A 24046-nucleotide genomic window follows, 5' to 3' on the forward strand; every position below is an offset into this window, starting at 1 on the left:
ACCGAAGTTGCGAAAACCAAGCGAAAGTAGGGAGCATAGCAGAGCATACTTTGTTTTCACCGCTGGGACGGCGGGTAGAGCCTGCTAAGATAACTGGACGTTGGTCTGGTGTTCGCAGGAATCTACCACCTCTGTAGGTGGTAGTAGTTCAACAGAATCGCTAAAATCCCATTTAAAATTCCCGGTTAAACGTCTCGTAAAACAGCGCCTGTATTTGCTGAAGTAACTAAATGTTGATATCGACGCAAAAATGCTCCTGAGACCTCTTTTTTCACAGGTTGCAGACTTTCTTGCCGCTGAGCTAGTTCTTCCTCAGAAACCAATAAGTCCAATCGCCCCTCTAGCAAATCGATTTCAATCTTGTCCCCATTTTCAATCAGGGCAATTGAACCGCCTTCAGCTGCTTCAGGTGACACATGACCAATACAAATCCCTCTTGTAGCACCGGAAAAACGCCCATCAGTAATTAAGGCCACATCTTTACCTAGTCCCATACCAACAATTGCCGAGGTTGGGGAAAGCATTTCAGGCATTCCTGGTCCGCCTTTTGGTCCTTCATAGCGGATCACAACAACGTCACCTGCTTTGACTTTGCCTAGCGCTATACCAGCCAACGCTGAATCCTGTGATTCAAAAACAATTGCACTACCTACAAATTTTTTCACTTCTGGGTCCACAGCTCCAGTTTTAATTACCGCGCCATCAGCCGCTATATTTCCATAGAGAATTTGAATTCCACCTGTTTCACTGTAGGCGTTTTCTAGCGAATGTATAACTTCAGGATCACGAATTTCTGCATCTGCTATATTTTCTCCTAATGTTTTCCCGGTAACAGTGATCACATCTTCATGGATCAGCCCTTCACGACGGCTAAGCTCATGTAAGATTGCGCTAATGCCGCCTGCACGATCAATATCCTCCATATGCCATTTCCCAGCAGGACTCACTTTGCATAGATTTGGCACACGCTTAGATAGTTCATTGATCCGAGCCATCGAATAATCGACACCTGCTTCATGGGCCAATGCCATCGTATGCAAAATGGTATTGGTTGAACCACCCATCGCCATATCAAGGGTAAAAGCATTATCTAATGATTGCTTGTTTACAATATCGCGCGGTTTTATATCCATTTCAACCAAGTGTATAATCTGCTCTGCTGCTCGTTTGGCCAACTCTTCACGTGCTGGGGTATCCGCGAGAATGCTTCCATTACCCGGTAACGCTAGTCCCATAGCTTCAGCCAAGCAGTTCATCGAATTAGCGGTAAACATCCCTGAACAAGAACCACAACTAGGGCAACTAAACTTTTCAATATCATATAGCTCTTCATCGGTAATTTTTCCTGCTTGATGTGCACCAACTCCCTCAAACACTGAAGAGAGATCTGCCGCTTCTCCATTAGGCAGTCTTCCTGCTGCCATTGGGCCACCACTAATAAAAATGGTTGGAATATTAACACGCAATGCACCCATCATCATTCCTGGTGTAATTTTATCGCAGTTTGGAATGCAAACCAGTCCATCAAACCAATGTGCAAGAGCCACTGTTTCCACAGAATCAGCTATAATTTCACGACTGGGCAAGGAATATCTCATTCCAATATGTCCCATTGCAATTCCATCATCAACCCCAATGGTGTTAAATTCAAAAGGTACACCACCTGCAGCCCGAATCGCATCTTTAATTACTTCTGCAAAACGATTGAGATGGATATGACCAGGCACAATCTCTACAAATGAGTTACATACACCGATAAATGGTTTATTAAAATCGTCTTCTTGCACTCCAGCTGCTCTGAGCAAACTGCGATGCGGAGCACGATCAATACCTTTTTTAATCTTATCGCTTCTCAATTTCATCGTCTCCATCTCGTATTTTTTTGTATCAGTGTATAATAAAATCCTATAGTTGTCCAAAAAACACCCTCTCCTATTTTTTGAATCTGATGAATCAAATAAGGTCAGAACAGTCAAACTCATATCTTTTTATAAGGTTGACAGACATACATATGATTGGTAATATCTAGATATTGATAGTATAAAATCGGTTATTCTTTACTACTATTTTGACAGGTTGTTTCCACTCTTTTACCCTTACAATGGAGTAGATTATGATAACAAGTTAAAGCGTGGTTTTTTAAGCCACGCCATTCTTATGTTTTGCATATAGGAGGATGACAATGGATCATATTACGCAAACAGAAAAAAAATTACCTGAACGACATGAGATCCCTCTCTCGTTTACATGGCGTTTAGAAGATATATTTGCGACTGATGAGAAGTGGGAGCAAGTTTTTAAAAAGATGAAATTATCCCTACCTCAGCTAGCAGAATTTAAAGGAAAGTTGCATGAATCTGCCAATACCTTGCTTAAAGCATTACAATTACGCGATCAATATCTTGAAACTGTAAAGCAACTATATACATATGCACATATGCGCCATGACCAAGATGTTACAAACTCTTTCTACCAAGCGATGAATGAACGTGCGATATCACTATATATGGAAACAGTTCGCTTCATCTCCTTTTTCGATCCAGAAATTTTAGCGATGAAGCAGCAAAAAATAGAATCCTTCTTAGAATCAAACCCAGAATTGCAATTATATAAACATGAATTAGCTAAGTTAAATCGACGTCGACCCCATGTTTTAAGTGAAAAAGAAGAATCTTTACTTGTGCAAGCTTCAGAAGTGATGATGGCCCCCGGCAATATCTATGGATCATTAAATAATGCAGATTTAAAGTTTCCTACAATTGTTGATGAAGATGGCGATCAAGTTGAAATAACACATGGGCGTTACCTTCATTTTATGGAAAGCCGTGATCCCCGCGTTAGAAAAGATGCTTTTCATGCTGTTTATAACACCTATAAACAGTTTCGTAATACTTTTGCCAATACTTTAAATGGCGCTGTAAAGAAGAATAACTTTATCGCTCGGGCTCGAAACTATGACTCTGCCAGACAAGCAGCACTATCTGGAAACGATATTCCAGAAACTGTTTATGACCAGCTCATCGAGACAGTAAACCGTCACATTCCACTCCTCCAACGATATATCAAACTTAAAAAGCAGGTACTCAATCAAGAAGAACTTCATATGTATGATATTTATGCGCCATTGATCGATGCTGGAAAAATCTCTATGACTTATCCTACAGCACAAGAGAAACTCCGGGAGGCTTTACGTCCGTTAGGAGACGAGTACCTACAAATTCTGGAGAAAGCTTTTAACGAGAGATGGATCGACGTATATGAAAATAAAGGAAAACGAAGTGGTGCCTATTCCTCTGGGGTATATGGAACCAACCCTTATATACTCTTAAACTGGCAAGGTGATGTGATTGATTTGTTTACCCTTGCACATGAATTCGGACATTCTGCGCATAGTTACTACTCTCGGACAAATCAACCATTTACCTATGGAGATTATACGATATTTGTTGCTGAGGTAGCTTCTACTTGTAATGAGGCTCTTTTACTCCATTATCTACTTCAAACAACCGATGATCCAAAGCTTCGCCTTTATTTGATTAATCATAGTTTGGAAGGTTTCCGGGCAACCGTATTTCGTCAAACCATGTTTGCTGAATTTGAATATGCTATTCATCAAATGGCGCAAAATGGAGAAGCACTAACACCAGATCAACTTACCAACAATTATCACGAACTAAACAATAAGTATTTTGGTAAAGAAGTGATTGTCGATCCTTTGATTGGGTATGAGTGGGCTCGCATTCCTCATTTTTATTACAACTTTTATGTATATCAATATGCCACGGGCTATAGTGCAGCTGCAGCACTATCACAACAGATAATTGATGAGGGCAAACCTGCAGTAAAACGCTATCTTGATTTTCTAAAAGCCGGTAGTTCTGACTATCCAATTGAAGTCTTGAAAAAAGCAGGCGTTGATATGACTTCTTCTTCCCCCATTGAGCAAGCATTTCAAATCTTTTCCAGAAATCTTAACGAAATGGAACGATTGTTAATCGTAAATACGAAAAACGAAGGATATTAATATCCTTCGTTTTTATTTATACGACTATTTGTTAGCTTTATCAGGCGGTTCTCCCCATTGCTCTAGCATATTATCTGTTGGATCTTTCTTTTTTCGTTTTTCATCGTAACGAAATATCTCAATCTTTAACAATCCAACATGTGGGAGCAGTTGCTTTGGTATTTTCACCTTAAACTTAACAGAAGTATCACCAAACTGATTTGGAGCTGGGTTAAAATTTACTTCTTTCCCATCTAAAATTTTCCTTGAGCTAAAACTATCTACGACATAAATATTGTAATGAAAACGAGTTGCTTTTTTGGGGAGCGGAGCTACTTGAAGTGAAACTTTATAAACTCCAGCTTTTCCATCAACTTGAATCGAATGGAATATTTTATTTTCTAGATAATTAGGTTTTGGAAACTCTCTCCACCATGGATAACTTCCCTCAAATGTTTTTTCAGGTAAATTCTTTTTTTTGTCCACTACTTGTTTTTGGACTTTCTTTTGCTTCTCAACATTTTTCTTGGGAACAGGCGGTTTTGTTTCTTCAGCAAATAGATTCCAACCATAAACAAACATTGCAAGTAAGACACCGATAGATAGAAGCCCTCCACCCCACAATTTCCAGCGAACCCCTCCCTTTTCTTGTTGATGAACTTCTTGACGTGGTGGTAAATCATATGTAGTGGTTTCAAATCGATATGAATCTGTTGAAGGGACGCTCTCCGTTTCTTTACTAAGATATATCATCTCTGTGGGCTGTTTTTGAATCTCTTCAATTGCTTGTTTTACCTCAATAGCGGTTTGAAAGCGAGTTGTAGGGTCTTTTTCGAGTAATTTATTTAAAACCGAAACAAACGACTCAGAAATATTTGGATTAACTTGTCTAGGGTCTGGAACGGGTGCTTGAATATGCATCAATGCAATTGAAACTGAATTTTCCGAGTCAAAAGGAAATTGATCTGTGAGTAATTTAAATAAAAGAACCCCAAGTGAGTATAAATCGGACGGATAACTTACTTTTCCACCAGACGCTTGTTCAGGAGAAAAATAATGTGCCGAACCCATAACAGTACCTGTTTGGGTTAAGTTGGTATTTACATGTGAGAAAAAAGAGATCCCAAAATCGGCTACCTTATATCGATTATCTTTGGCCCGCATTATATTTTGTAATTTTATATCACGGTGTACAATACCATTTTGATGTGCATGATTTAGCCCTTCGCAAACCTGAAGCGCAATCTCCATAACCTCATCTACTAATAATGGTCCTTTTTCTTCTAGATATTCAGCCAGCGTCCCCCCTTCTACATACTCCATAACCATATAGTATATGGATTCTTCTTGCCCAATATCATAAACATTCACTACATTTGGATGTGATAACCTTCCCGCTGCCTTCGCTTCTCTTATAAACCGTTTAATAAATTCATCTTGGTGACGTAACGACTCATTCATCACCTTAATCGCTACCCATCGGTCCAATGCGTGATCGTAAGCCTGGTAGACAGAGGCCATGCCACCTCCACCGATGAAATGAATAATCTCGTAACGCCCCGCGAGTCGCGTTCCATTACTCAGCATTTTAAACTCCTTATAGTAAATAAAAGTATAAATTAAGTGCGCAAAATATATAGACATTATAGCATGATTCAGACTCATCTCTCACGGATGAAGAAGGAAAAAATGATTTGTTATTAAATTCATGCAAATTTCCCACGAGGATCTTCCCTTTTTACAAGTCATGAAATGAATAGGGCATTACTTGGAAGTCCTTTTAGGGGATGCTTAAAACTACCATTTTTGTTAGAATAGTTTAAGATCACTGAGAAATATAGCTAGGAATATTGGAAGACAAATCATTTGAGCTCGGGGAACATTCAGAAACAAAATGAAAGTATGATCGCTTCCGTGTATTCATTTCATTATCCACGAGTAGCCATTCAAATGTGGTTGTTTAATAAAAAAACCCCCTATAAAGGGGTTTAAAGTTTTACAATCGTTGGAGGTGAAAAGATATCATAAGATTTGCCAATGATTGAAATATTTCCACTAGAAACTTCTATTTTTAATGAACTGTCGTTGAGTAATTCAATCGGAACTTTTTGACCATCTTTTGTTTCCAAATGAACGGTTACAACTGGAGATTCACGCTGCTGACACAATTGAAAATCAGCTCCAATCATTTTTAACCCCCTACTTCTTTTACCTTCTTCTGCCAATAGTCGATGTACCTCAAAACGTTTGTCGGTAAGGAAGTCATTTATAAATCGATTTAACTCGCCAGTACAACCCATTACAATTAACTTTAGCAATGGTATTACACCCCTTAGAACAATTAATCCAATTATCATTATATTAATTGAATATAAATTTATCAAATATTCTAAATTCCAAACTTTACTATAAGAAATGATTGGAATATGATTCTAATTAAGGGTTTATTCGAAAAATAGCACACGAATTTTGAGTACTTTTTTGGCAAATAGCGGTAAACAGAATCACAAATGTACATGAAAGCAAAAAAATTTTTTTTGGAGGTTTCAAAATGTACAAATGGACACCCGAATTTGGAGCAATTTTAAGAAAGAAACGAAAGGAACAAGGTATAAAAATGGAAGATCTTGCTGATGAGCAAATCTCCACTTCAACCATCAGCAACAGTGCGACACGTTTCTAGATAAGCAATCATTTGCGAAACTAGACATGCTTTCTATTTTGAAGGCAGAGAACTGGTTTACTGAAAGAGGGAATGAAAGCCGTCATGTTGAGCTTAAACCTCTTCTCTAATCCTCCTGCATGCGCTGACAAGTGGTAGCTTCGAAGTGTATGAAGCCAGGTGAAGTCGGCTGAATTTATCTATATATCGGATAAAGATAGGCCGGGAGGCTGAAAAACGGTCTACGGTGAGAATGTCTATTTTGACTGACGAAGTGGCGAATGAAAGGGTCTATAGATGGGATGAAATGCTACATATGTAAGGTAAGTAACCGTTGAGTACGAATTGTTGCTAGGAAAAACGGGATAGCGAACAACGACGCTATATACTTACAGGCTCAAAGTCACCACCTAAGGATCTGTATGGATAGCTAGGTACAACCGGAACGTGGAAAGCAAGAAACTTCCATAACGTCTACCAGCGGGGAGGTTCATGGTAACATGATTTATTCTTGTGAGAGTAGGGTCAAAGTACTGATGAAACATCTAATCAATGTGGAGGGATCGGCCCAAGTCTAGCATTTTATGTTAGATGGAACGCCGTATGAGGGGAAACTCTCACGTACGGTGTGGGACGGGGGAAAAACAGGAGATTGTATCAAATGTTTACCTATCGTCATTTGAAAAAGGATTCGACATAGTTAGTGAAGAAAAGATAGAGTACCTATGTTCAAAGCTCCATATTGAACGATTACAACTTCCCCAATTACTGCAAATGGAAAAACAGTTAGCAGCGAATCAATTGAGCAAATTACTGTTTATTGAAAATATGATTGACTTAGGAAATGTAAAACGAGGACTCCAATTGCTAAGACAGTTAAATGTAGATGTTCCACATCTTCAAGCAACTGTAGAATATTTAAAGGGACGAGCATTAATTAATAAAAACCATTCTACTACCGCCCAATCTCATTTTCTAAAAGCGATCAAATTATCAAACCAACAATCATTGGTCATTACAAATATTGGTGCTGCCTGCTACAACCAACTTGCTAAGATCGCATATTATGAGAACGACTTTGAATTAGCTCTAGACCTTACAGATAAAGGTATTGGTATATTCGCAGATGATGGAGATCGACAACAATTAATCTACTCTCTTTTAGTGAACAAGGCGATCTATCTTGAAAAGCTAGACTTGCTTGATCGAGCATCAACAATACTTCAAGAGCTGTGGTCCAAAATAACAGAAATTCGCCATGTGGAAGTAATTATTAATATGTATGACGTTCAAGCAACAATATACAAAAAGTTTAAACTCTTTAAAAAAGCAATCTCGTACGCGCAAGAAGGTTTTGAAATCGCTCATATAAACAAGAATAGCCATCGATCTGTTGAGCTCTTAACCAATCTAGGCAGCACTTATCTTGAGACACAACAGTATGATCAAGCAGAAACTTGTTTCTCCACTGCATTATCATTAAAAAGTAAAGTGAAACCAAAGTATCTGTTTCTGCCGATCTATTCAAGATTAGGCCAAATTTACATAGAACTCAATAAATTCGATCAAGCAGAAAAAATATTAGAAACAGCAATCAGAGATAAAACAAATCAAAAAAATATACTTCGATATACAGAAGCCCTCATCACACTGGGAGATTGTTTTTTTAAACAAAAAGAGTATATCAAAGCGACTCAACCATACTTAAAAGCGCGAAACCTTGCTTCTAAGCATGGTTTGATCACACAAGAACACAGAATTCTACGAAATCTCTGTCTTTGTTGGCGAGAAACGAACCAACAAAAATACCAAGAAGGTCTTCATCGATTCTTTGAACTAGATGTCCAAATATGTAAAGGAGGTGATAATTTACTGAATGAAGCGAACAAATGAGAAGGAGGTGAGTATCTGCTACTCAAATAAGATAGTTTTTGTAGCAGATAAATTCTATGAAGCATAAAGTTTCAGCTGATGAGCCCGTTGATTAAATATATAACCCTAATAATGATGAGGCTGCCCCAACTAGCAGCCTCAAAGTATCCGGGACATCATCAACTATCCATACATATAAAGGGATAAATTCGATGGGGCAAAAACAATAAAAAATGCATGTCCAAGTTCTTTTTTTATTCTTTCTGTTAACTCATTCCCCCATTGATTATGACGAGTTTCCAATTCAAAGTACTCTTCTGTAGATTTGAATTTATAATCTACTAACCAAACCGAAAATGCCCGATTCCATTCTTGTAATTCCTGTATTAATTCTTGCTTTATAGGTATATCATCGATAGGAATATTTGATTTACATACACTACACCAAATGGGCTCCGATGCAAAGGCAGCTTCAATCTTAATCTTACGGCCGCAACATAGCATTCATTCGTACCCCCATTTCTGTAACAATGTTGAGCTATATTAAATTATTCGGTATACACCCTATTTTTTGTGTCTATTTTGGCTTTAAAGTAAAAAATTTTTTACACTAAAAAAACAAAAATCAAAAAAAAGAGACTCGTTCTATGAGTCTCTTGAGAATTCAGTCAAGGGTTGATTTAAATTTTTCAACCTGCTTAGTGATCGCAACTTCTGTGGCTAACCTTTCAATGCTTGAGGCGCCAAAAAAGCCGGCCACTCCGTCAGTTAGCTCAAGAATTTTCCTTACATCTCCTGGTTCAGCGATCGGTCCGCCGTGGCAAAGTACAATGATATCTGGATTTACCGATTTTGCACGATCATGCATCTCCTGAACAAGTTTTGCTGATTCTTCTAAAGTTAATGCCGTTTCTGCTCCAATTGATCCTTTTGTTGTTAAGCCCATATGCGGTACAATCACATCAGCTCCTGCTTTGGCCATTGCACCAGCTTGATCCACATCAAATACATAAGGACAGGTTAATAAATCTAGTTCCCTAGCTTGACGAACAAGTTCAACTTCTAGCTGAAATCCCATGCCTGTTTCCTCTAGATTCTGACGAAATGTTCCATCGATCAATCCTACAGTTGGGAAATTTTGAATTCCATCAAAGCCCATTTCTTTCAATTGCTTCAAAAAATGATTCATCTGACGAAAAGGATCGGTTCCACAAACACCAGCAAGTACTGGCGTATCTCTAACAATTGGCAATACTTCAGATGCCATTTCAACCACAATTTGATTTGCATCACCATATGGCATTAACCCAGCTAACGAGCCGCGTCCAGCCATTCGATAACGACCAGAATTATATATAATGATTAAGTCTGCTCCACCTTGTTCTGCGAACTTTGCCGAAATTCCGGTACCAGCACCACAACCAATAATCGGTTTGCCTTCCTCAACAACATTTTTCAATCTTGTTAAAGAGTCTTCACGAGTAATCCAAGGCATTTATCTATCCTGTTACCTAAAAAGCAACAGGAATCCACCTCCCTCATTTATAATGGCATTAATTCAAGTAAGGTCTTGGTAACTGATTGAGCAAATAGCTCATCATTAATATTACAATCTAGTTCAAATACAGGAACTCCACTATCTAAGTTCTTCTTCAATGAATCAAACAACGCTTCATCAGCTTCAGGCCACCAAAACTCTTTCCCAACAGCATCAAGTTCAGAAACTCCACGCAGTGGAATATAGACAGCAACAGGCCCTTTACATCGATTTACTTTCTCAGCTAAAATTTGTCCCAACCGTTTATTTTCTTCTACATTTGTTCGCATAAGCGTTACATTGGCATTCCATTGGTATAATAATCGATTGCTCAACTCCTTTGGAACCGTCTCGATTCCCCAAAAATTAACCATATCTAAACACCCAGGTGCTATCACTTGTGGTATTCCCCATTTTGCAGCAGCATCCATTCTTTGTGGTCCTGCTGTTAAAACACCGCCAACCAATTCATCAGCCAATTCAGTTGTCGTCATTTCAAGTACTGCAGATATGTATCCCTTTTCAATTAATGAGTCCATCGTTTTCCCACCTGTACCTGTAGCGTGGAAAACTAACATCTCATATCCTCGATCTTCGATCAAATCTTTACATCGATTGACCAAGTTTGTGGTATTACCAAACATCGTAGCCGTTATAAGAGGTTTTCCCTGAAATTGAGGCACTTCAGTTTCAACCATTCCCACTATTGTTCCAACTGCATTTGCATATATTTGAGCGCTGATACGATTTAATCCCGAAACATCTAATACTGAAGGAATCATCACAATATCACTAATCCCGACATAAGGTTGAGTATCGCCTGAAGCGACAGTACTTACCATTACCTTGGGAACACCAATGGGTAATGATCGCAATCCAGATGTTCCGATCATGGTTCCATTACTACCACCCATAGAAAAACCTGCATCTATTTTACCTTGTTCATATAATTGCTTCACTACAATTGCTACGCCTTTTGTCATGATTTCCATCGCGTACGACTTATCCATCCGAGTACGCAGCTCATCTAAAGTAGAACCCCCGGCAATTGCCACTTGGTCTGCGGTTACATCTGCTGGGAAAAATGGTTCTCCCAATACTCCGGTATTGATTAGTAACACACGGTGACCACGCATTTCAATTTGTTGTTTGACAAAAGCATAATCACTGCCCTTTGTATCCAATGCGCCAATTACAGCAATTGTTTTCGTCATTGGTTATCCCCTCGAAAGTTAATTATTTAGAGAGATGTGAAAGACTCGATTAAAAATCTGATGTGACTCACTCCTAATCATTAATCTTCCATCGAGTCCCTCTACATCTTCTCTTTTGATTCTTCAAGTTATTCTACCAATACAATGTCCATTTTAACATTTTCAAAGAAGAAAGCTACTACTTGCAAATTAATTAATATATTAAATTTAGACATAAATAATTGACAAATTATTGTCGTAATTTGTCGTATAACATTCGTAAAAAAAAGAGACATAGAGTTTATACCCTATCTCTTCAACAAAATAACTTCTGTTTCTCGTTACGTTGTTTTTCTTCGTTTCCTTAGGGCACAACCCAATAAAACGAATGAGATTCCTTGCAAAACATAAGCCCAGGAATTGGTCGCCGTCTTTGGTAGTTTAGCACCATTTTCCGTTGTGTTTAAAACCTTATTCAGTTGATCATTCGAATTTGCTTCTTTATTTACTTCTGGAGAATGAGTGGTTTGCTGTTCAACTTTATCTTGATCCTCAGCGTGTTGATTTTCTTTAGACTGATTCTCCATGGTACTTGATTCTTCGTATTGTACTGATGGGTAGGCTTGGTCCGCTTCTGATAGATCTTGAGTAGGTTGCTTCGTTGCTTGTGTATCAGAATTTGTAGTCTCGCTCTGATCATATGATTGTTCAGTGTCATTTCTTTTAGTTTCTACATGATTCGTCGCTTCTTCTGCTACAACCCCTAGCTGCTTCCTATGTAAGGGTACATTTGGTAAATCAGGCTTCACGTCAGGAACAAAGTGCTCTTTTGGCGGCTCCAAATGAAACGGCTCCGCAAATACAGAAGGAAAACTAGCTAAAAAAAGAATCGCTCCAGCAGAGAAGCAAAAGACTTGTCTAAATACATATGATTTAGGGAATTCTGCTAATTCTACTGATTTGCAGTTGGTACGAAACGAATTAATCGATCTACACTTCTTAATATGTTTCGTGTCCCATTGATCGAGTAGAACTTTTTTGTCAATACTCCTCAATTTTCGACCTCCTATCGTATAAATTTACATTTTTTTACTTCTCAACTGTATTTACATATTACTCAAATCAGATAACCAAAACAAGAGTATTTTGTAAATTATTCGAAAAATGTGCGTAAAATCTATTTGCATACAACAAAACAATGTTTTATTATATAGATAAGGATAACTTGATACACCCAATGAGTGAGGTGAAAATATGAACATCGATCCCCGAGGATGGAAAGTTCTTGTCCATGCCAGCACTTGGTTTGCACCATTTATTGTTCCGATATTAGTTTATGCTTTTATCCGCGACCGTGAAGTACGAAGCATTTCTATACAAGCCTTTGTTTTTCACCTAGCTATGAGTATTTTAATCAGCATCTCTATATTCTTCTCAATAATATTAATAGGAATCCCCTTTTTACTATTCTTTGGATTAGTTGGGTTCATAGTCCCCTTGATCGGAATTCTATATGCAATTAGAGATATGCCTTTTCATTATCCGTTACTTGGATCTATTGTTGAGAAATAAAAAAGCATCCTCCAAATTTTTGGGGGTGCTTTTTTTACTTCATTAGTTTTTTGATTGTAACTAACATCTCATCGATAACCTCGTGTTCACCTTGCTCTATTCGCTCAATCACACAACTTTTCATATGATTTTCAAGCAGTAATCGCCCAACGCTGTTTAAGGCTGATTGAACAGCAGCAATTTGATTTAAAACGTCATCACAGTACGTATCTTTTTCAATCATACCCTTTACGCCTCGAATCTGACCTTCGATCCGATTCAGACGTGTTATTAAATTTTTTTTCTCTTTCTCACTATGATGACTCTGTCTATCACTGTGTTCAATCCCGCTATGGTGGTCTGAATGGATGGATTGCTCTCCGCTCTCTTTCATTATCGACTGCAATCCCCTTTCTGCTGAATTCCCTTATCATAAACTTGCATATTTGCATAACTGCCTAAATATTACCAGATGAACACTTGGTTGTAAAGGTTTTCTGAAAGATTAGTCGAATCTTCTAATACTGACATTTTGTATGCGTAACTTCATTTTTTTCAACTTGAATTGTTGCATGCTCAAGTGCAAAATTAGATTTCATCTTCTCGAGTGCTTGCTTTAAGATTGATTGGCTACACTCTTCATCTCCGATGAGCAGATGACAACTTAATGAGTGAAGACCAGAGGTAATTGTCCATATGTGTAAATCATGCACATCAACAACACCAGGAATACTTTGTAATACCTTTTTCACTTCATTTGTATCAATCGTTTCTGGGGTTCCTTCCATTAGGATGTGTGTTGAATGCTGTAATACGCCCCAACCACTTTTAATGATTAATAATGCAATTACTAGACTAATGAGCGGATCAGCCCAATCCCAAGCAAAAAAACGAATCAATAAAGCTGCCACAATAGCGCCGATTGAACCGAGGGCATCACTTAATACATGCAAATAGGCACTCCGTAAATTAATATTTTCTTTTACGTCCCCTTTTCGTGTAAGAATCCAAGCACTAAGTAAGTTGCAAAGTAGACCAATAACTGCGATGATCAACATTCCACTACTATGAACAGTAGGAGGCATCTGAAACCTCTCGATCGCCTCTTTTATAATAATTAAAGAAACGATAAGCAAAGCTGCTCCATTAATAAATGCAGCAATTATTTCAAATCGATGATACCCATAACTTTTTCTCTGGCTTGCCTCTGCATGAAGTGCAAGCTGTACAGCAATTAAACTTAACAATAATGAAGCAGCATCACTGAACATATGTCCAGCATCAGATAGTAGCGCAAGACTATTTGTCATCCATCCCCCAATTAACTCTAGTAATAAGATTGCACTTGTAATGATCAATGCCATCATAAGTCCAGCTCTATTTTGTTTATTTTGATTTGAATGATCATGGTGACTATGATCATGTCCGTGATGATGATGCATATTCTCCCAACTCCTTTATATGAATATATGTTCATATATTCATGAGTCATTGTCAACCCTTGTGCTTGATTTTTGCTAAAATGTATGCTAAAACAAATCCAACAATGAAATATCTTCATACATATCTTGAACTAGAAATTTGAATAGAAGGGTAGTCTCGCAGGCCAAATCTCCCTTTTTAGGATGGTACTGCGTTTTTATTTTAATGAGGTGAGTTTATGTCAATTGTTTTTTCAGGTATCCAACCAAGTGGAACGATAACGTTAGGAAATTATATTGGTGCAATTAAGCAATTTATTTCTCTTCAAAATCAACATACATGCTATTTTTGCATTGTTAATCAACATGCAATCACAGTTCCGCAAGATCCTGATCAGTTACGAAGGAACAGTCGTAAGTTAGCAGCCTTATATTTAGCGGCTGGACTCGATCCTGAGAAAGTAACACTTTTCATTCAATCAGAAGTTCCTGCCCATGCCCAACTGGGTTGGATTATGCAAACAATCTCCTATGTAGGTGAATTGGAAAGAATGACACAGTTTAAAGATAAATCAAAATCACAAGGAAAATCGATCCCTGCGGGACTTTTAACATATCCTCCATTAATGGCCGCTGATGTTCTCCTTTATAACACTGAGATAGTTCCAGTAGGAGATGATCAAGCACAACATATGGAGATTACTCGCGATCTGGCTCACCGATTTAATCAACGATTTGGTACTTTGTTTACAATCCCTAAAACCCAATTACCACCAACAGGTTCTAGAGTCATGTCATTACAAAATCCTGAGAAAAAGATGAGTAAATCTGATCCAAATCAAAACGCTTATATCTCATTACTTGATTCCCCGAAGCAAATCGAAAAAAAGATTAAAAAATCTACTACAGATTCTGGGAATGAAATTAGATACGATCCACAAAACAAAAAAGGAATCTCCAATCTAATGGCGCTATATGCTTCATTTACAGGTGAAACATTTGATCAGATCGAACAAAAATACTTAGAAAAAGGATATGGTCAATTTAAATTAGATGTAGCTGATGTTTTGATTGAAGGTTTAAAACCACTCCAAGATCGTTATTATCAGCTAATCGAAAGTAGTCACCTTGACCAAATCCTCTCAGATGGTGCTGAAAAAGCAAACGAAGTAGCCACCAAAACGTTAACAAAAGTTGAAAAAGCAATCGGCTTATCCCGTTAAGTACTTTCATCCATAAGATTCGATTCTTCTTCAGGAAGATGAGTAACAAGTATACGCTTTATTTGTAATTGATCCACTTCTTCCACAGTAAATTCATAACTCATATAGTGAACATGGTCACCAAGATCAGGTACTTTTTCTAATTGAGAGAACAACCAGCCTCCAATTGTATCATTGTCAGGATCATCAATAGATAGCTGAAAATAATCATTTACATCGTCGATTAAAAGACGGGCATCAATGGACGTTTGTAACCCTTTCTTTTGAAAGAAAGGGGTTTGATGCTCATCAAATTCATCCTGGATCTCCCCAAATATCTCTTCAATAATATCTTCTGTTGTGACCAAACCTGAAGTACCACCATATTCATCGACTACAATCGCCATTCCCGTCTTATTCTTCTGTAATGTTAGTAGAATATCTTTTAATTCCATTGTCTCCGGAACAACCACTGTAGGACGTACTAAATCTTCGATTTCAAAAGGATCACCTGATATTACGCGTTCATAAACATCTCGAATATGTACAATACCTCGAATATCATCTTTATCTTGCCCACACAATGGTAAGCGGGTATGCGTACTTTCTCGGATCATCATGAGATTCTCTTCAAATTCACGATCTAAATAGACACAATCAATATTCACTCTTGGCACCATGATTTCTCGGGCTACGCGATCAGTAAATTCAAACACGTTATCCAATAACATCATCTCAGTCTGATCAAACACACCACTCTTATGTGATTGTGAAAGTAGCATTCGAATCTCTTCTTCAGTGTGAACTTGTTGGGTATTTTGATGGTCAAACCCCATCCACTCAATCACTTTGTTGGCAACTGAGTTAAGGATGTAAATAAACGGCAAAAATAATCGATAAAAACCGATCAACGGAGTTGCAGTCCAAAGTGTTACTTGTTCAGCTTTACGAATTGCCAATGACTTTGGCACAACCTCACCCAAAACAATGTGTAAAATCGTGATGATTAAAAAAGCAACAACAAAACTAAATGGATGGAGTAACCAAGCTGGCATGCCTAAATATTGAAAGAGGGGGTGAATAAAGCGAGCTAAGGTAGGCTCACCGACCCAACCTAATCCAAGTGAGGCAAGTGTTATCCCCAATTGTGTTGCTGACAAGAAATTATCAAGGTTTGCTACGACCTGTTGTGCCCTACGGCCACGTTCTGTCGTAAGTTGAGCTAGTTGGGTGGCTCTTACTTTTACAATCGCAAATTCAGCAGCTACAAAAAAACCATTAAGGAAAACAAGTAAAAGTACGACAAATAAATTCCATATAATAGATAGGGTCAACTCCAATTTCTCTTTGCCTCCAATATAAATTCTTTTTATTATTTCACCGTAAAACCTTATCCTTATGCGGAGATATTATGCGTTGAGTAATCGGGTCGAATATGGCATAGTGATAGTTGGACTTACAATAAGTAAAAGGAGCGCTGACAAATGACAAACCAAGATTATCAAATACTCTTATATTATAAATTTATTCATGTTCAAGACCCGGAGACCGAGGCGAAAGTTCATCTTGATTTATGCAAGCAACTAGACTTACGCGGACGAGTTTTAATTGCTCCTGAAGGGATTAATGGTACTGTTTCTGGGACAATTGCGCAAACCAATGCTTATATGGATTATATGAATCAACATCCACTTTTTAATGATATTGTTTACAAAATCGATCCATATCATCAACATGCATTTAAAAAAATGTTTGTACGATCTAAGAAAGAATTGGTCACTTTTCGAGTCGAACATGAACTAGATCCAAGCAAAAAAACAGGTCAATATTTATCTCCAAAAAAATTCTACGAGCTATTAAAAGACGATGATGTCATCGTGATTGATGGACGCAATGATTATGAATATGATCTAGGTCATTTTCGTAATGCAGTTCGTCCAGATGTGTCCAGTTTTCGAGAATTTCCCGAATGGATTGAGAAAAATTTAAGCCAATTTAAAGGTCGTAAGATTTTAACCTATTGCACAGGTGGTATTCGCTGTGAAAAATTAACAGCTTATATGCTTGAAGAAGGATTTGACGATGTTTATCAACTAGACGGTGGTATTGTATCATATGGAAGAGACCCTGAAGTCAAGGGAGAATTTTTTGATGGAAAATGCTATGTTTTTGATGAGAGAATTTCCGTACCGATTAATAGAGTAGAAGAAAAAATCGTTGGAACATGTATTCATTGTGGAAATCAGACTGAACAGTATATAAACTGTAGAGTCACAACCTGCAATCTGCAGCATCTCTGTTGTGAGGATTGCAATGAAACGTTTAATGGCTTTTGTTCGCATGAATGCAAGGAAAAAACAGATGCTGTTTATTTGGAAGAGGTGAGGTGATTGCCCTTCTTTTCCCGCCGTATTCCCGAAAATATTAATCAAATCATTAATCGTTTCCCAGAAGAGGTTCAAGAGTTTTTTTTAGAAATGATCAGCGCTGATCGATCCGCCCAAACCATTGCTAATTATGCTTATGATTTCAATCTTTTCTTTGATTTTCTCGCACAAAAAAATATTCGATTAGAACAGATAAATGCACAAATCATAAAGCGTTTTTTTCGACACATTGAAAACGGCTATGAACGAACTGTATATGTGAAACAAAAAAAAGTCAATTCAATTACTGGAGAACTGGATATCAATTGGATTGAACGTAAGCACTATCGAGAAAACTCAAAATACGGGAAACAACGAAAGCGTGCTTCTCTTCGAACTTTGTTTCGATTTCTCGTTAAAATTCATTTGTTTGAGCGCGATCCAATGGAAGAATATGAAGATACTACATTACGTAGTCGGTCACAAAAAAAAGTGCCTGTTTTTCTTACCAAAGAAGAAGCCCTTCGTTTAATTAAAGCGATTGATATTTATCACAAACAAAAAAAGAGCCGCTCAGGGCCAAATCAATGGTTACGAATTCGTGATAAAGCAATCTTATACCTATTGCTAAACACAGGTATGCGGGTTTCCGAATTAATACAGCTCAATGATAATAGTATCCAAAATGACCAAGAGACTTGGCACGTCATGATTATTGGTAAGGGCGGAAAAGAACGGATGTTGAAATTAAATTCACGTGCTGTCCACGCTTTACAGGAATACTTAAAAGTCCGCCCTGCTGATGCGAAAAATCAAGTTCAAATATGTCCTCTATTTTTAAACCGTCAGTATCAACGAATGAGCCGAAAAGCAGTATCCGATATCCTTAAAAAATATGTTCGCGCGGCCAATTTACCTCCAAAAGCTGCTACCATTTCTCCACATAAACTAAGGCATACATTGGCGACATTATTACTTTCTAATGGGGAAAATTTGCGTGTAGTTCAAGAAATACTGGGACATTCCAGTATTCAAACTACACAAATATATACACATGTGATTAATACAGAAAAAGATGAAGCTCTTGATAATCTAGGCAATCTCTTTTAACCTATGATGATTGCCTAGGTTATATCACTATTGTATTTTTATTCGAAATAATTAGATTAACTTCTTCTGCTCTTTTTTTGATATGGACTTCTTCGCCGATAATGCTATTGGTGATTATCGAGTCTATATCAGAAATACTACTATTTTCCATAATAATACTATTGCGAATTTGGGTATTCGTCAGCGTTGTATATGCTCCTATCGTTGTATATGGTCCTATCACTGAATTTTTAATTACAGATCCTTCTCCAATTAAAACAGGCCCTTCGATTCTGCAATTATCCAGCACAACATCATCATTTTCTAAGATAATGTTGCTATCTGATGTCTCTAACATTTCATCGATAATCATCCGATTAGCTTCTAGAAGTCGCCCAGGATTTCCAGCATCAATCCACCAACTATCTAAAGAATGAGCTTTGATGATTCCTTGATTGGCAAATATTTTATCAAACACAGAAGTAATTTCATATTCTCCACGTGTTGACAAAGGAATTTCCCGAAAAAATGGAATTGTAGAAGCGCTAAATAAAAAAATCCCTGTTAAAGCCAAATTCGAGCGAGGCTGCTTTGGTTTTTCCACAATATTCGTTATATGACCATGCCTCAACTCAACTACACCATAATCTTGTGGATTCGCAACTTCTTTCGTAACAACCATAGCGTCAATATTATCTTGCTTTTGAAAAGATGAAACTAAATCATGCAGATTTTTTCCAATAATATTATCTCCTAAATAGACAATAACTGAATCACCATTAATAAACGGAAGGGCAGTTTGCACCGCATGACCTGTTCCAAGGGCTTGTTGTTGAACGATATAAGTAATCGAAACTCCCCATTTCGATCCATCACCCAATAAATCTCGAATCTCTTCAGCACCCTCACGAACTACTAAACCGATTTCATCAATACCCGCATCAATTAAGGTTTCGACAGCACGTTGCACCATCGCTTTGTTTCCAATGGGGATTAATGTTTTGGTTATACTATATGTTAAAGGTTCTAAACGTGAACCTTTTCCAGCACAGAGAACAAGACCTTTGATTTTCTTATTCATCTTTTCGCCACATTCCCTTCAGATTTATTCCATTTGTTGAATAACATTTGCTATTATACACTTGAAACAAAATCATGCCTACCCATCGATAAGTTGATTTAAAATTGAACCCAATCCTCCCTTTTCCCCACCAAATGATTTCACTTTCATTCACATGCAATTAGAATTTTTTGCAATGGAACCTAGTTCATTATTTTAATGAACGACTGTTGAACTTGTGCATTTGCTTAACTTGAATAAAAATTATCTTTGTTTAACCGCTCTCTTCTCTTACTTTCCCTGTTTTTTCAGATAATCACACAAATAGAAATTTTTCTTTACAAGAATTAGTTAACTATCACTTATTTTCTATCGTTTTAATCCCCGAATCATATAATAGACGTGCGTTTATGTTTCCATTTATAAACGCTATTTATAATAATCTTATTTTATAAGATAATAATTTCATCCAAACATCTGTTTGCAAAATTTGGATAAGTTTTGTATACTAATACAAAGACTTCGTTTCGCATACATTTAAAGGAGGAGACATATATGAGTAAATTGTCATCTCGACAACAAGCTATTTTGGACTATATTTTACGTAATGTTCGCGAAAAAGGATATCCGCCCTCAGTACGTGAAATTGGAGAGGCTGTCGGTCTAGCATCGAGTTCTACAGTACATGGCCATCTATCTCGTCTTGAGCAAAAAGGGTACATCAGACGTGACCCCACCAAACCTCGTGCGATTGAAGTTCTCAAAACTGGCAATCAACATCCACAAAAAATCCCAAATAGTGTTCTTGTGCCATTAGTAGGAAAAGTAACTGCTGGTGAACCTATTACTGCAGTTGAAAACATTGAAGATTACTATCCACTCCCTCAGAAGTTAGCTAACAACGAAAGCAATCTTTTCATTCTTTCTATTCAAGGCGAAAGCATGGTAAATGCAGGGATTTTTGATGGAGATTATGTTGTAGTCCGTCAACAACGCTCTGCTGACAATGGAGATATTGTCGTAGCAATGACACCAGAGGGCGAAGCAACAGTTAAGCGTTTTTTCAAAGAGAAGTCTCATATTCGTCTCCAACCCGAAAACGATCGCATGCACCCTATTATCCTCCCAGATGTTACAATACTTGGAAAAGTAGTTAGCCTCATTCGTGAAACCATTTAAAATTACATAGTTATCTACAAAATGGCTCAACTGTTTAAGTTGAGCCATTTTCATACAAAAGGCATATTTAACGATGTGATCCTTTTAAAGAGCAATTATTCCGCAGTCTCTATCACATTCATTTTATTTTCTAAAGAGTGGAACTGTTCTGGTACTGAGTGGAATCCTAATGCAAATGAATGCTTAGCAGGGTTCCATCTTTCATAGACATGAATTGCTTTTCTGATTTTGTGTCGATCTTGACGATTTTTTAGTGTTATGAGTGTGTGCTTTTTAAACTTTACTTTTTTGCTATTTCGAGTTGCTACAGATACATAATGGATCGCATTTTTCATTTGATGTTCATGATAAAGATCTCCCATTACCCTACCTAGGATAGCATGATCCACATGGATATCCTTCTTTGACATTGTTTTATAGGTTGCATTTGGAAATAAACTAACCCAGTCTTTCATCATCATCTTTATTTCAGGATATCTAAATTTTCCGTTGGGAAACGTGTAATAAAATAGATGATTTTTGGGTACTCCTAAAGATATACTTGAACGGAAAAACTCATGGATCCTTTCACGCCCAAATGCTTTTTTTGTTAAGGGTTTGTATCCTTCTAGTGAAGGAACATGGAAGCGTTTATGCATTTTACACCATTGGGGTTGACCTTTTTTTTCAGGATGAAAAGATTCATCATCAAATCGACCATTCACTACATCTCTTGCAATAGAGTCTTCCCCAGGGGAAATCAGAACCACATAAACCTCTTTATTCGCTCTTAAATCATTGCGAATCGGGACTCCAAAGGTTAACACTTCGTCGTCAGCATGTGGATTAAAATAGACCACGATATTTTTGCTTAAATTGGGTCGTAACTGTTCAATTCGCGGTGTTACGGATAAAGGGTTAGATTTTACAGGTAAAGATTTATTATTTTTTGCCTCTATTTGATTTCCCATAACACATCCAGCAGAAAACATCAAAATTAGAAAAACTGAAGCCATTTTAAATCCAAGAAATAGCCATTTTTCGCGGAATTTTTTCATTATTCGCATTTTTACTCACCATTCCAAATACAATATTAGAAAAAGTGAATGGTTTGATGTGAAAAAACAAGTCTATCTTAGGTTAACGAAAGTAGTCAATAAACACAATAGGTGGATATAAATTCTGTTTGAAAAATGTCACAATCGGCTGTGAAAAATATACAAAAAGAAAAAAGTGCTACTCATATCTCCGTTAGCTTCGGTGATACTAAATTTAACGCCTAAGGGAGGTGAGAGCACTTGAATTCTGTAGGCCATGACTGGATTTATGACTACTTAAAAACACAGTTACCACCACATCAATTAGATCAAGCGAAGCAATTTCTTCGATCTGACTCATGGATCTCTCCGTCTGCTCGAAAACGACTTTTGCAATCTAACCCCGAAGAGATACCATTACGTTTTCGTTTAGATATTGATGTAAGTGATTAGTATTTGGTTTCAACATTTTATTAATCTTATTCTTAACTTTTTGCTTCCCGTCTATGCAATCGCCAATCATTTCCACTGCCCCTATTAGCGGGCTTTTTTTCATTACAGTAATTGTTGTATAGCTTCGTTTGCTTCATAAATAATCTTTTCTTCATCCATCACAACACATTTGCGTTCCTTCAATAGAGCTTTTCCATCAACATATACATCGGAGATATCTTCTGAGGTTGCAGCAAATACAACATTTGAAATATGATTATGCGTAGGTTGCATGTTTGGTCTTGAAGTATCAATGGTGATAAAGTCTGCTTGTTTCCCTATTTCTAAGGTTCCAATCTTCTTTTCTAAGAATACAGACTCTGCACCATATACTGTACCCATTTGAAGTGCTTGGTAGGCTGAAATAGCCTCAGACTCTTGTAAATAACCTTTATGGATCAGAGCCACTAGCTGTATTTCATCAAGCATATTTAGTCGATTATTACTCGATGCACCATCAGTTGCTAGACCAGGCCGTATTCCAGCTTTCATCATTTGCATGATTGGGGCAATCCCACTTCCTAATTTCAAGTTACTTCGAGGGTTATGAGCTATCTTTACCTGATGGTTGGCTAAAATTTGGATTTCTTCATCTGTTAAATGCACTGCGTGTGCGACGATGCATGGAAAATCAAAAAAGCTTAATGACTCAAGATGCTTTACAGGTCTTTCTCCATACATCTGTACATTTTGCTCTACTTCTCTAGCTGTTTCCGATAAGTGAGTATGCAAAGGTATCGAAAACTCGGCTGCTCGATCGATAAATTGAGTAATCAGTTTTGGAGAGCAAGTGTATGCTGAATGAGGTGCTAACATTGTAGTGATTCGCTTATCAGCAGCATTGTTCCATGTACGAGCAAAGGTTACCGCATCTTGTAGCTTTGCTCTTTGCACTTCCTCAGAATCAAACCCAATTACACCACGAGATAAAACTGCACGAATCCCTGATTTTTCAACTTCTTGTGCCACTGCATCCATATGATCATACATATCTAAAAAACAGGTTGTGCCTGAACGAATCATTTCTACAATCGCAAGCGCTGTTCCCGCCGCTACGTGCTCATCTGTAAATCGCGCTTCCATTGGCCACACTTTATCTTCAAGCCATTCTTGTAAAGGCAAATTATCACCATAACCGCGCAAAAGGGTCATTGCTGCATGTCCATGTGTATTTATAAATCCAGGCAGAATGATCTTCCCTTTCACATCTACTACTTCATCATATTTCGCCAACTCTTCTGGGCTTGGTTTTTTACCTGTATAAATAATTTGATCCTCTTCAATTCCCAAGGCTCCAGATTCTATTACTTCATCCGTATGTACCATTGGAATCAAAGTAGCATTAATAAAAATAGTTTTCAAAACAATTCCTCCTTACATTCCATCAAAACTAAATTGAGATG

22 protein-coding genes are annotated in these 24046 nt (G+C 37.4%); 9 read left to right on the forward strand and 13 right to left on the reverse strand.

The genetic code is table 11. The features are described from left to right. Positions 1–185: 185 nt before the first annotated feature. On the reverse strand, positions 186–1856 hold the full coding sequence (gene ilvD, locus BUB71_RS01120) for a dihydroxy-acid dehydratase (protein WP_073152623.1): 1671 nt from the start codon (positions 1854–1856) through the stop codon (positions 186–188). A 326-nt stretch (positions 1857–2182) separates the two neighbouring features. Between ilvD and pepF the strand changes: the two genes are divergently transcribed. Continuing rightward, on the forward strand, positions 2183–4024 hold the full coding sequence (gene pepF / locus BUB71_RS01125; protein ID WP_073150613.1) for an oligoendopeptidase F: 1842 nt from the start codon (positions 2183–2185) through the stop codon (positions 4022–4024). Between the two features lie 24 nt (positions 4025–4048). Here the strand turns inward: pepF and BUB71_RS01130 are convergent, their stop codons facing one another. Both BUB71_RS01130 and BUB71_RS01135 read right to left on the reverse strand, forming a co-directional pair. Next, complete coding sequence (locus BUB71_RS01130) at positions 4049–5590, reverse strand: protein kinase domain-containing protein (protein WP_073150617.1); 1542 nt, start codon at positions 5588–5590, stop codon at positions 4049–4051. Between the two features lie 401 nt (positions 5591–5991). Next, entirely contained in the window at positions 5992–6321 is a 330-nt protein-coding gene (locus tag BUB71_RS01135; protein ID WP_073150622.1) for a hypothetical protein, read from the reverse strand. A 233-nt stretch (positions 6322–6554) separates the two neighbouring features. Between BUB71_RS01135 and BUB71_RS20150 the strand changes: the two genes are divergently transcribed. Further along, the gene (locus BUB71_RS20150; protein WP_281248154.1) at positions 6555–6686 is read left to right on the forward strand and encodes a helix-turn-helix domain-containing protein; all 132 of its coding nucleotides are present in this window, start codon (positions 6555–6557) and stop codon (positions 6684–6686) included. A 582-nt stretch (positions 6687–7268) separates the two neighbouring features. Beyond that, entirely contained in the window at positions 7269–8558 is a 1290-nt protein-coding gene (locus tag BUB71_RS01140) for a tetratricopeptide repeat protein (protein ID WP_175552240.1), read from the forward strand. 162 nt (positions 8559–8720) lie between these two features. Here the strand turns inward: BUB71_RS01140 and BUB71_RS01145 are convergent, their stop codons facing one another. The 4 genes from BUB71_RS01145 to BUB71_RS01160 form a co-directional block, all read right to left on the reverse strand. Beyond that, positions 8721–9041 (reverse strand): hypothetical protein, encoded by a 321-nt coding sequence (locus BUB71_RS01145; protein ID WP_073150630.1) that lies wholly within the window; start codon positions 9039–9041, stop codon positions 8721–8723. Between the two features lie 160 nt (positions 9042–9201). Next, complete coding sequence (locus tag BUB71_RS01150) at positions 9202–10032, reverse strand: phosphoenolpyruvate hydrolase family protein (RefSeq protein ID WP_073150634.1); 831 nt, start codon at positions 10030–10032, stop codon at positions 9202–9204. Between the two features lie 47 nt (positions 10033–10079). After that, positions 10080–11288, reverse strand: coding sequence for a Tm-1-like ATP-binding domain-containing protein (locus BUB71_RS01155; protein ID WP_073150637.1), 1209 nt, complete (start codon positions 11286–11288; stop codon positions 10080–10082). A gap of 320 nt (positions 11289–11608) precedes the next feature. Beyond that, the gene (locus tag BUB71_RS01160; protein ID WP_073150640.1) at positions 11609–12322 is read right to left on the reverse strand and encodes a hypothetical protein; all 714 of its coding nucleotides are present in this window, start codon (positions 12320–12322) and stop codon (positions 11609–11611) included. Between the two features lie 199 nt (positions 12323–12521). On the opposite strand from BUB71_RS01160, the gene BUB71_RS01165 reads away from it, so the two are divergent. Further along, entirely contained in the window at positions 12522–12839 is a 318-nt protein-coding gene (locus tag BUB71_RS01165; protein ID WP_245815485.1) for a magnetosome magnetite crystal formation protein family, read from the forward strand. 34 nt (positions 12840–12873) lie between these two features. Here BUB71_RS01165 and BUB71_RS01170 read toward each other — a convergent pair whose 3' ends face one another. Together BUB71_RS01170 and BUB71_RS01175 are read right to left on the reverse strand one after the other, a co-directional pair. Beyond that, a complete protein-coding gene (locus BUB71_RS01170) occupies positions 12874–13212 on the reverse strand; it encodes a metal-sensitive transcriptional regulator (protein ID WP_073150643.1) in 339 nt (112 codons plus the stop codon). Between the two features lie 124 nt (positions 13213–13336). Further along, a complete protein-coding gene (locus BUB71_RS01175) occupies positions 13337–14260 on the reverse strand; it encodes a cation diffusion facilitator family transporter (RefSeq protein ID WP_073150646.1) in 924 nt (307 codons plus the stop codon). A gap of 218 nt (positions 14261–14478) precedes the next feature. Here BUB71_RS01175 and trpS point away from each other — a divergent pair, with 218 nt between their 5' ends. Continuing rightward, positions 14479–15462, forward strand: coding sequence for a tryptophan--tRNA ligase (trpS, locus tag BUB71_RS01180; RefSeq protein ID WP_073150651.1), 984 nt, complete (start codon positions 14479–14481; stop codon positions 15460–15462). On the opposite strand, the gene BUB71_RS01185 is transcribed toward trpS, so the two are convergent. Further along, positions 15459–16781 (reverse strand): hemolysin family protein, encoded by a 1323-nt coding sequence (locus BUB71_RS01185; protein WP_073150655.1) that lies wholly within the window; start codon positions 16779–16781, stop codon positions 15459–15461. The two genes, trpS and BUB71_RS01185, sit on opposite strands and share 4 nt — an antisense overlap. 144 nt (positions 16782–16925) lie before the next feature. On the opposite strand from BUB71_RS01185, the gene trhO reads away from it, so the two are divergent. Both trhO and BUB71_RS01195 read left to right on the forward strand, forming a co-directional pair. Then, entirely contained in the window at positions 16926–17831 is a 906-nt protein-coding gene (gene trhO / locus BUB71_RS01190; protein WP_073150660.1) for an oxygen-dependent tRNA uridine(34) hydroxylase TrhO, read from the forward strand. Continuing rightward, the gene (locus BUB71_RS01195; RefSeq protein ID WP_073150663.1) at positions 17832–18917 is read left to right on the forward strand and encodes a tyrosine-type recombinase/integrase; all 1086 of its coding nucleotides are present in this window, start codon (positions 17832–17834) and stop codon (positions 18915–18917) included. Between the two features lie 19 nt (positions 18918–18936). Here BUB71_RS01195 and BUB71_RS01200 read toward each other — a convergent pair whose 3' ends face one another. Then, positions 18937–19977 (reverse strand): sugar phosphate nucleotidyltransferase, encoded by a 1041-nt coding sequence (locus BUB71_RS01200; protein ID WP_084730896.1) that lies wholly within the window; start codon positions 19975–19977, stop codon positions 18937–18939. 534 nt (positions 19978–20511) lie between these two features. On the opposite strand from BUB71_RS01200, the gene lexA reads away from it, so the two are divergent. Then, positions 20512–21135: a transcriptional repressor LexA gene (gene lexA, locus BUB71_RS01205; RefSeq protein WP_073150666.1), complete on the forward strand. Its 624-nt coding sequence runs from the start codon at positions 20512–20514 to the stop codon at positions 21133–21135. Positions 21136–21230: 95 nt separating this feature from the next. Here lexA and BUB71_RS01210 read toward each other — a convergent pair whose 3' ends face one another. After that, a complete protein-coding gene (locus tag BUB71_RS01210; RefSeq protein WP_073150669.1) occupies positions 21231–22181 on the reverse strand; it encodes a PIG-L family deacetylase in 951 nt (316 codons plus the stop codon). Positions 22182–22412: 231 nt separating this feature from the next. Here BUB71_RS01210 and BUB71_RS01215 point away from each other — a divergent pair, with 231 nt between their 5' ends. Beyond that, positions 22413–22604, forward strand: a complete 192-nt coding sequence (locus BUB71_RS01215; RefSeq protein ID WP_073150672.1) for a hypothetical protein — start codon at positions 22413–22415, stop codon at positions 22602–22604. 102 nt (positions 22605–22706) lie between these two features. On the opposite strand, the gene BUB71_RS01220 is transcribed toward BUB71_RS01215, so the two are convergent. After that, positions 22707–23969: an amidohydrolase gene (locus BUB71_RS01220; RefSeq protein ID WP_073152635.1), complete on the reverse strand. Its 1263-nt coding sequence runs from the start codon at positions 23967–23969 to the stop codon at positions 22707–22709. Positions 23970–24046 lie beyond the last annotated feature (77 nt).

Origin of the sequence: Seinonella peptonophila (assembly GCF_900129355.1) — a bacterium.
Classification (GTDB): domain Bacteria; phylum Bacillota; class Bacilli; order Thermoactinomycetales; family Thermoactinomycetaceae; genus Seinonella; species Seinonella peptonophila.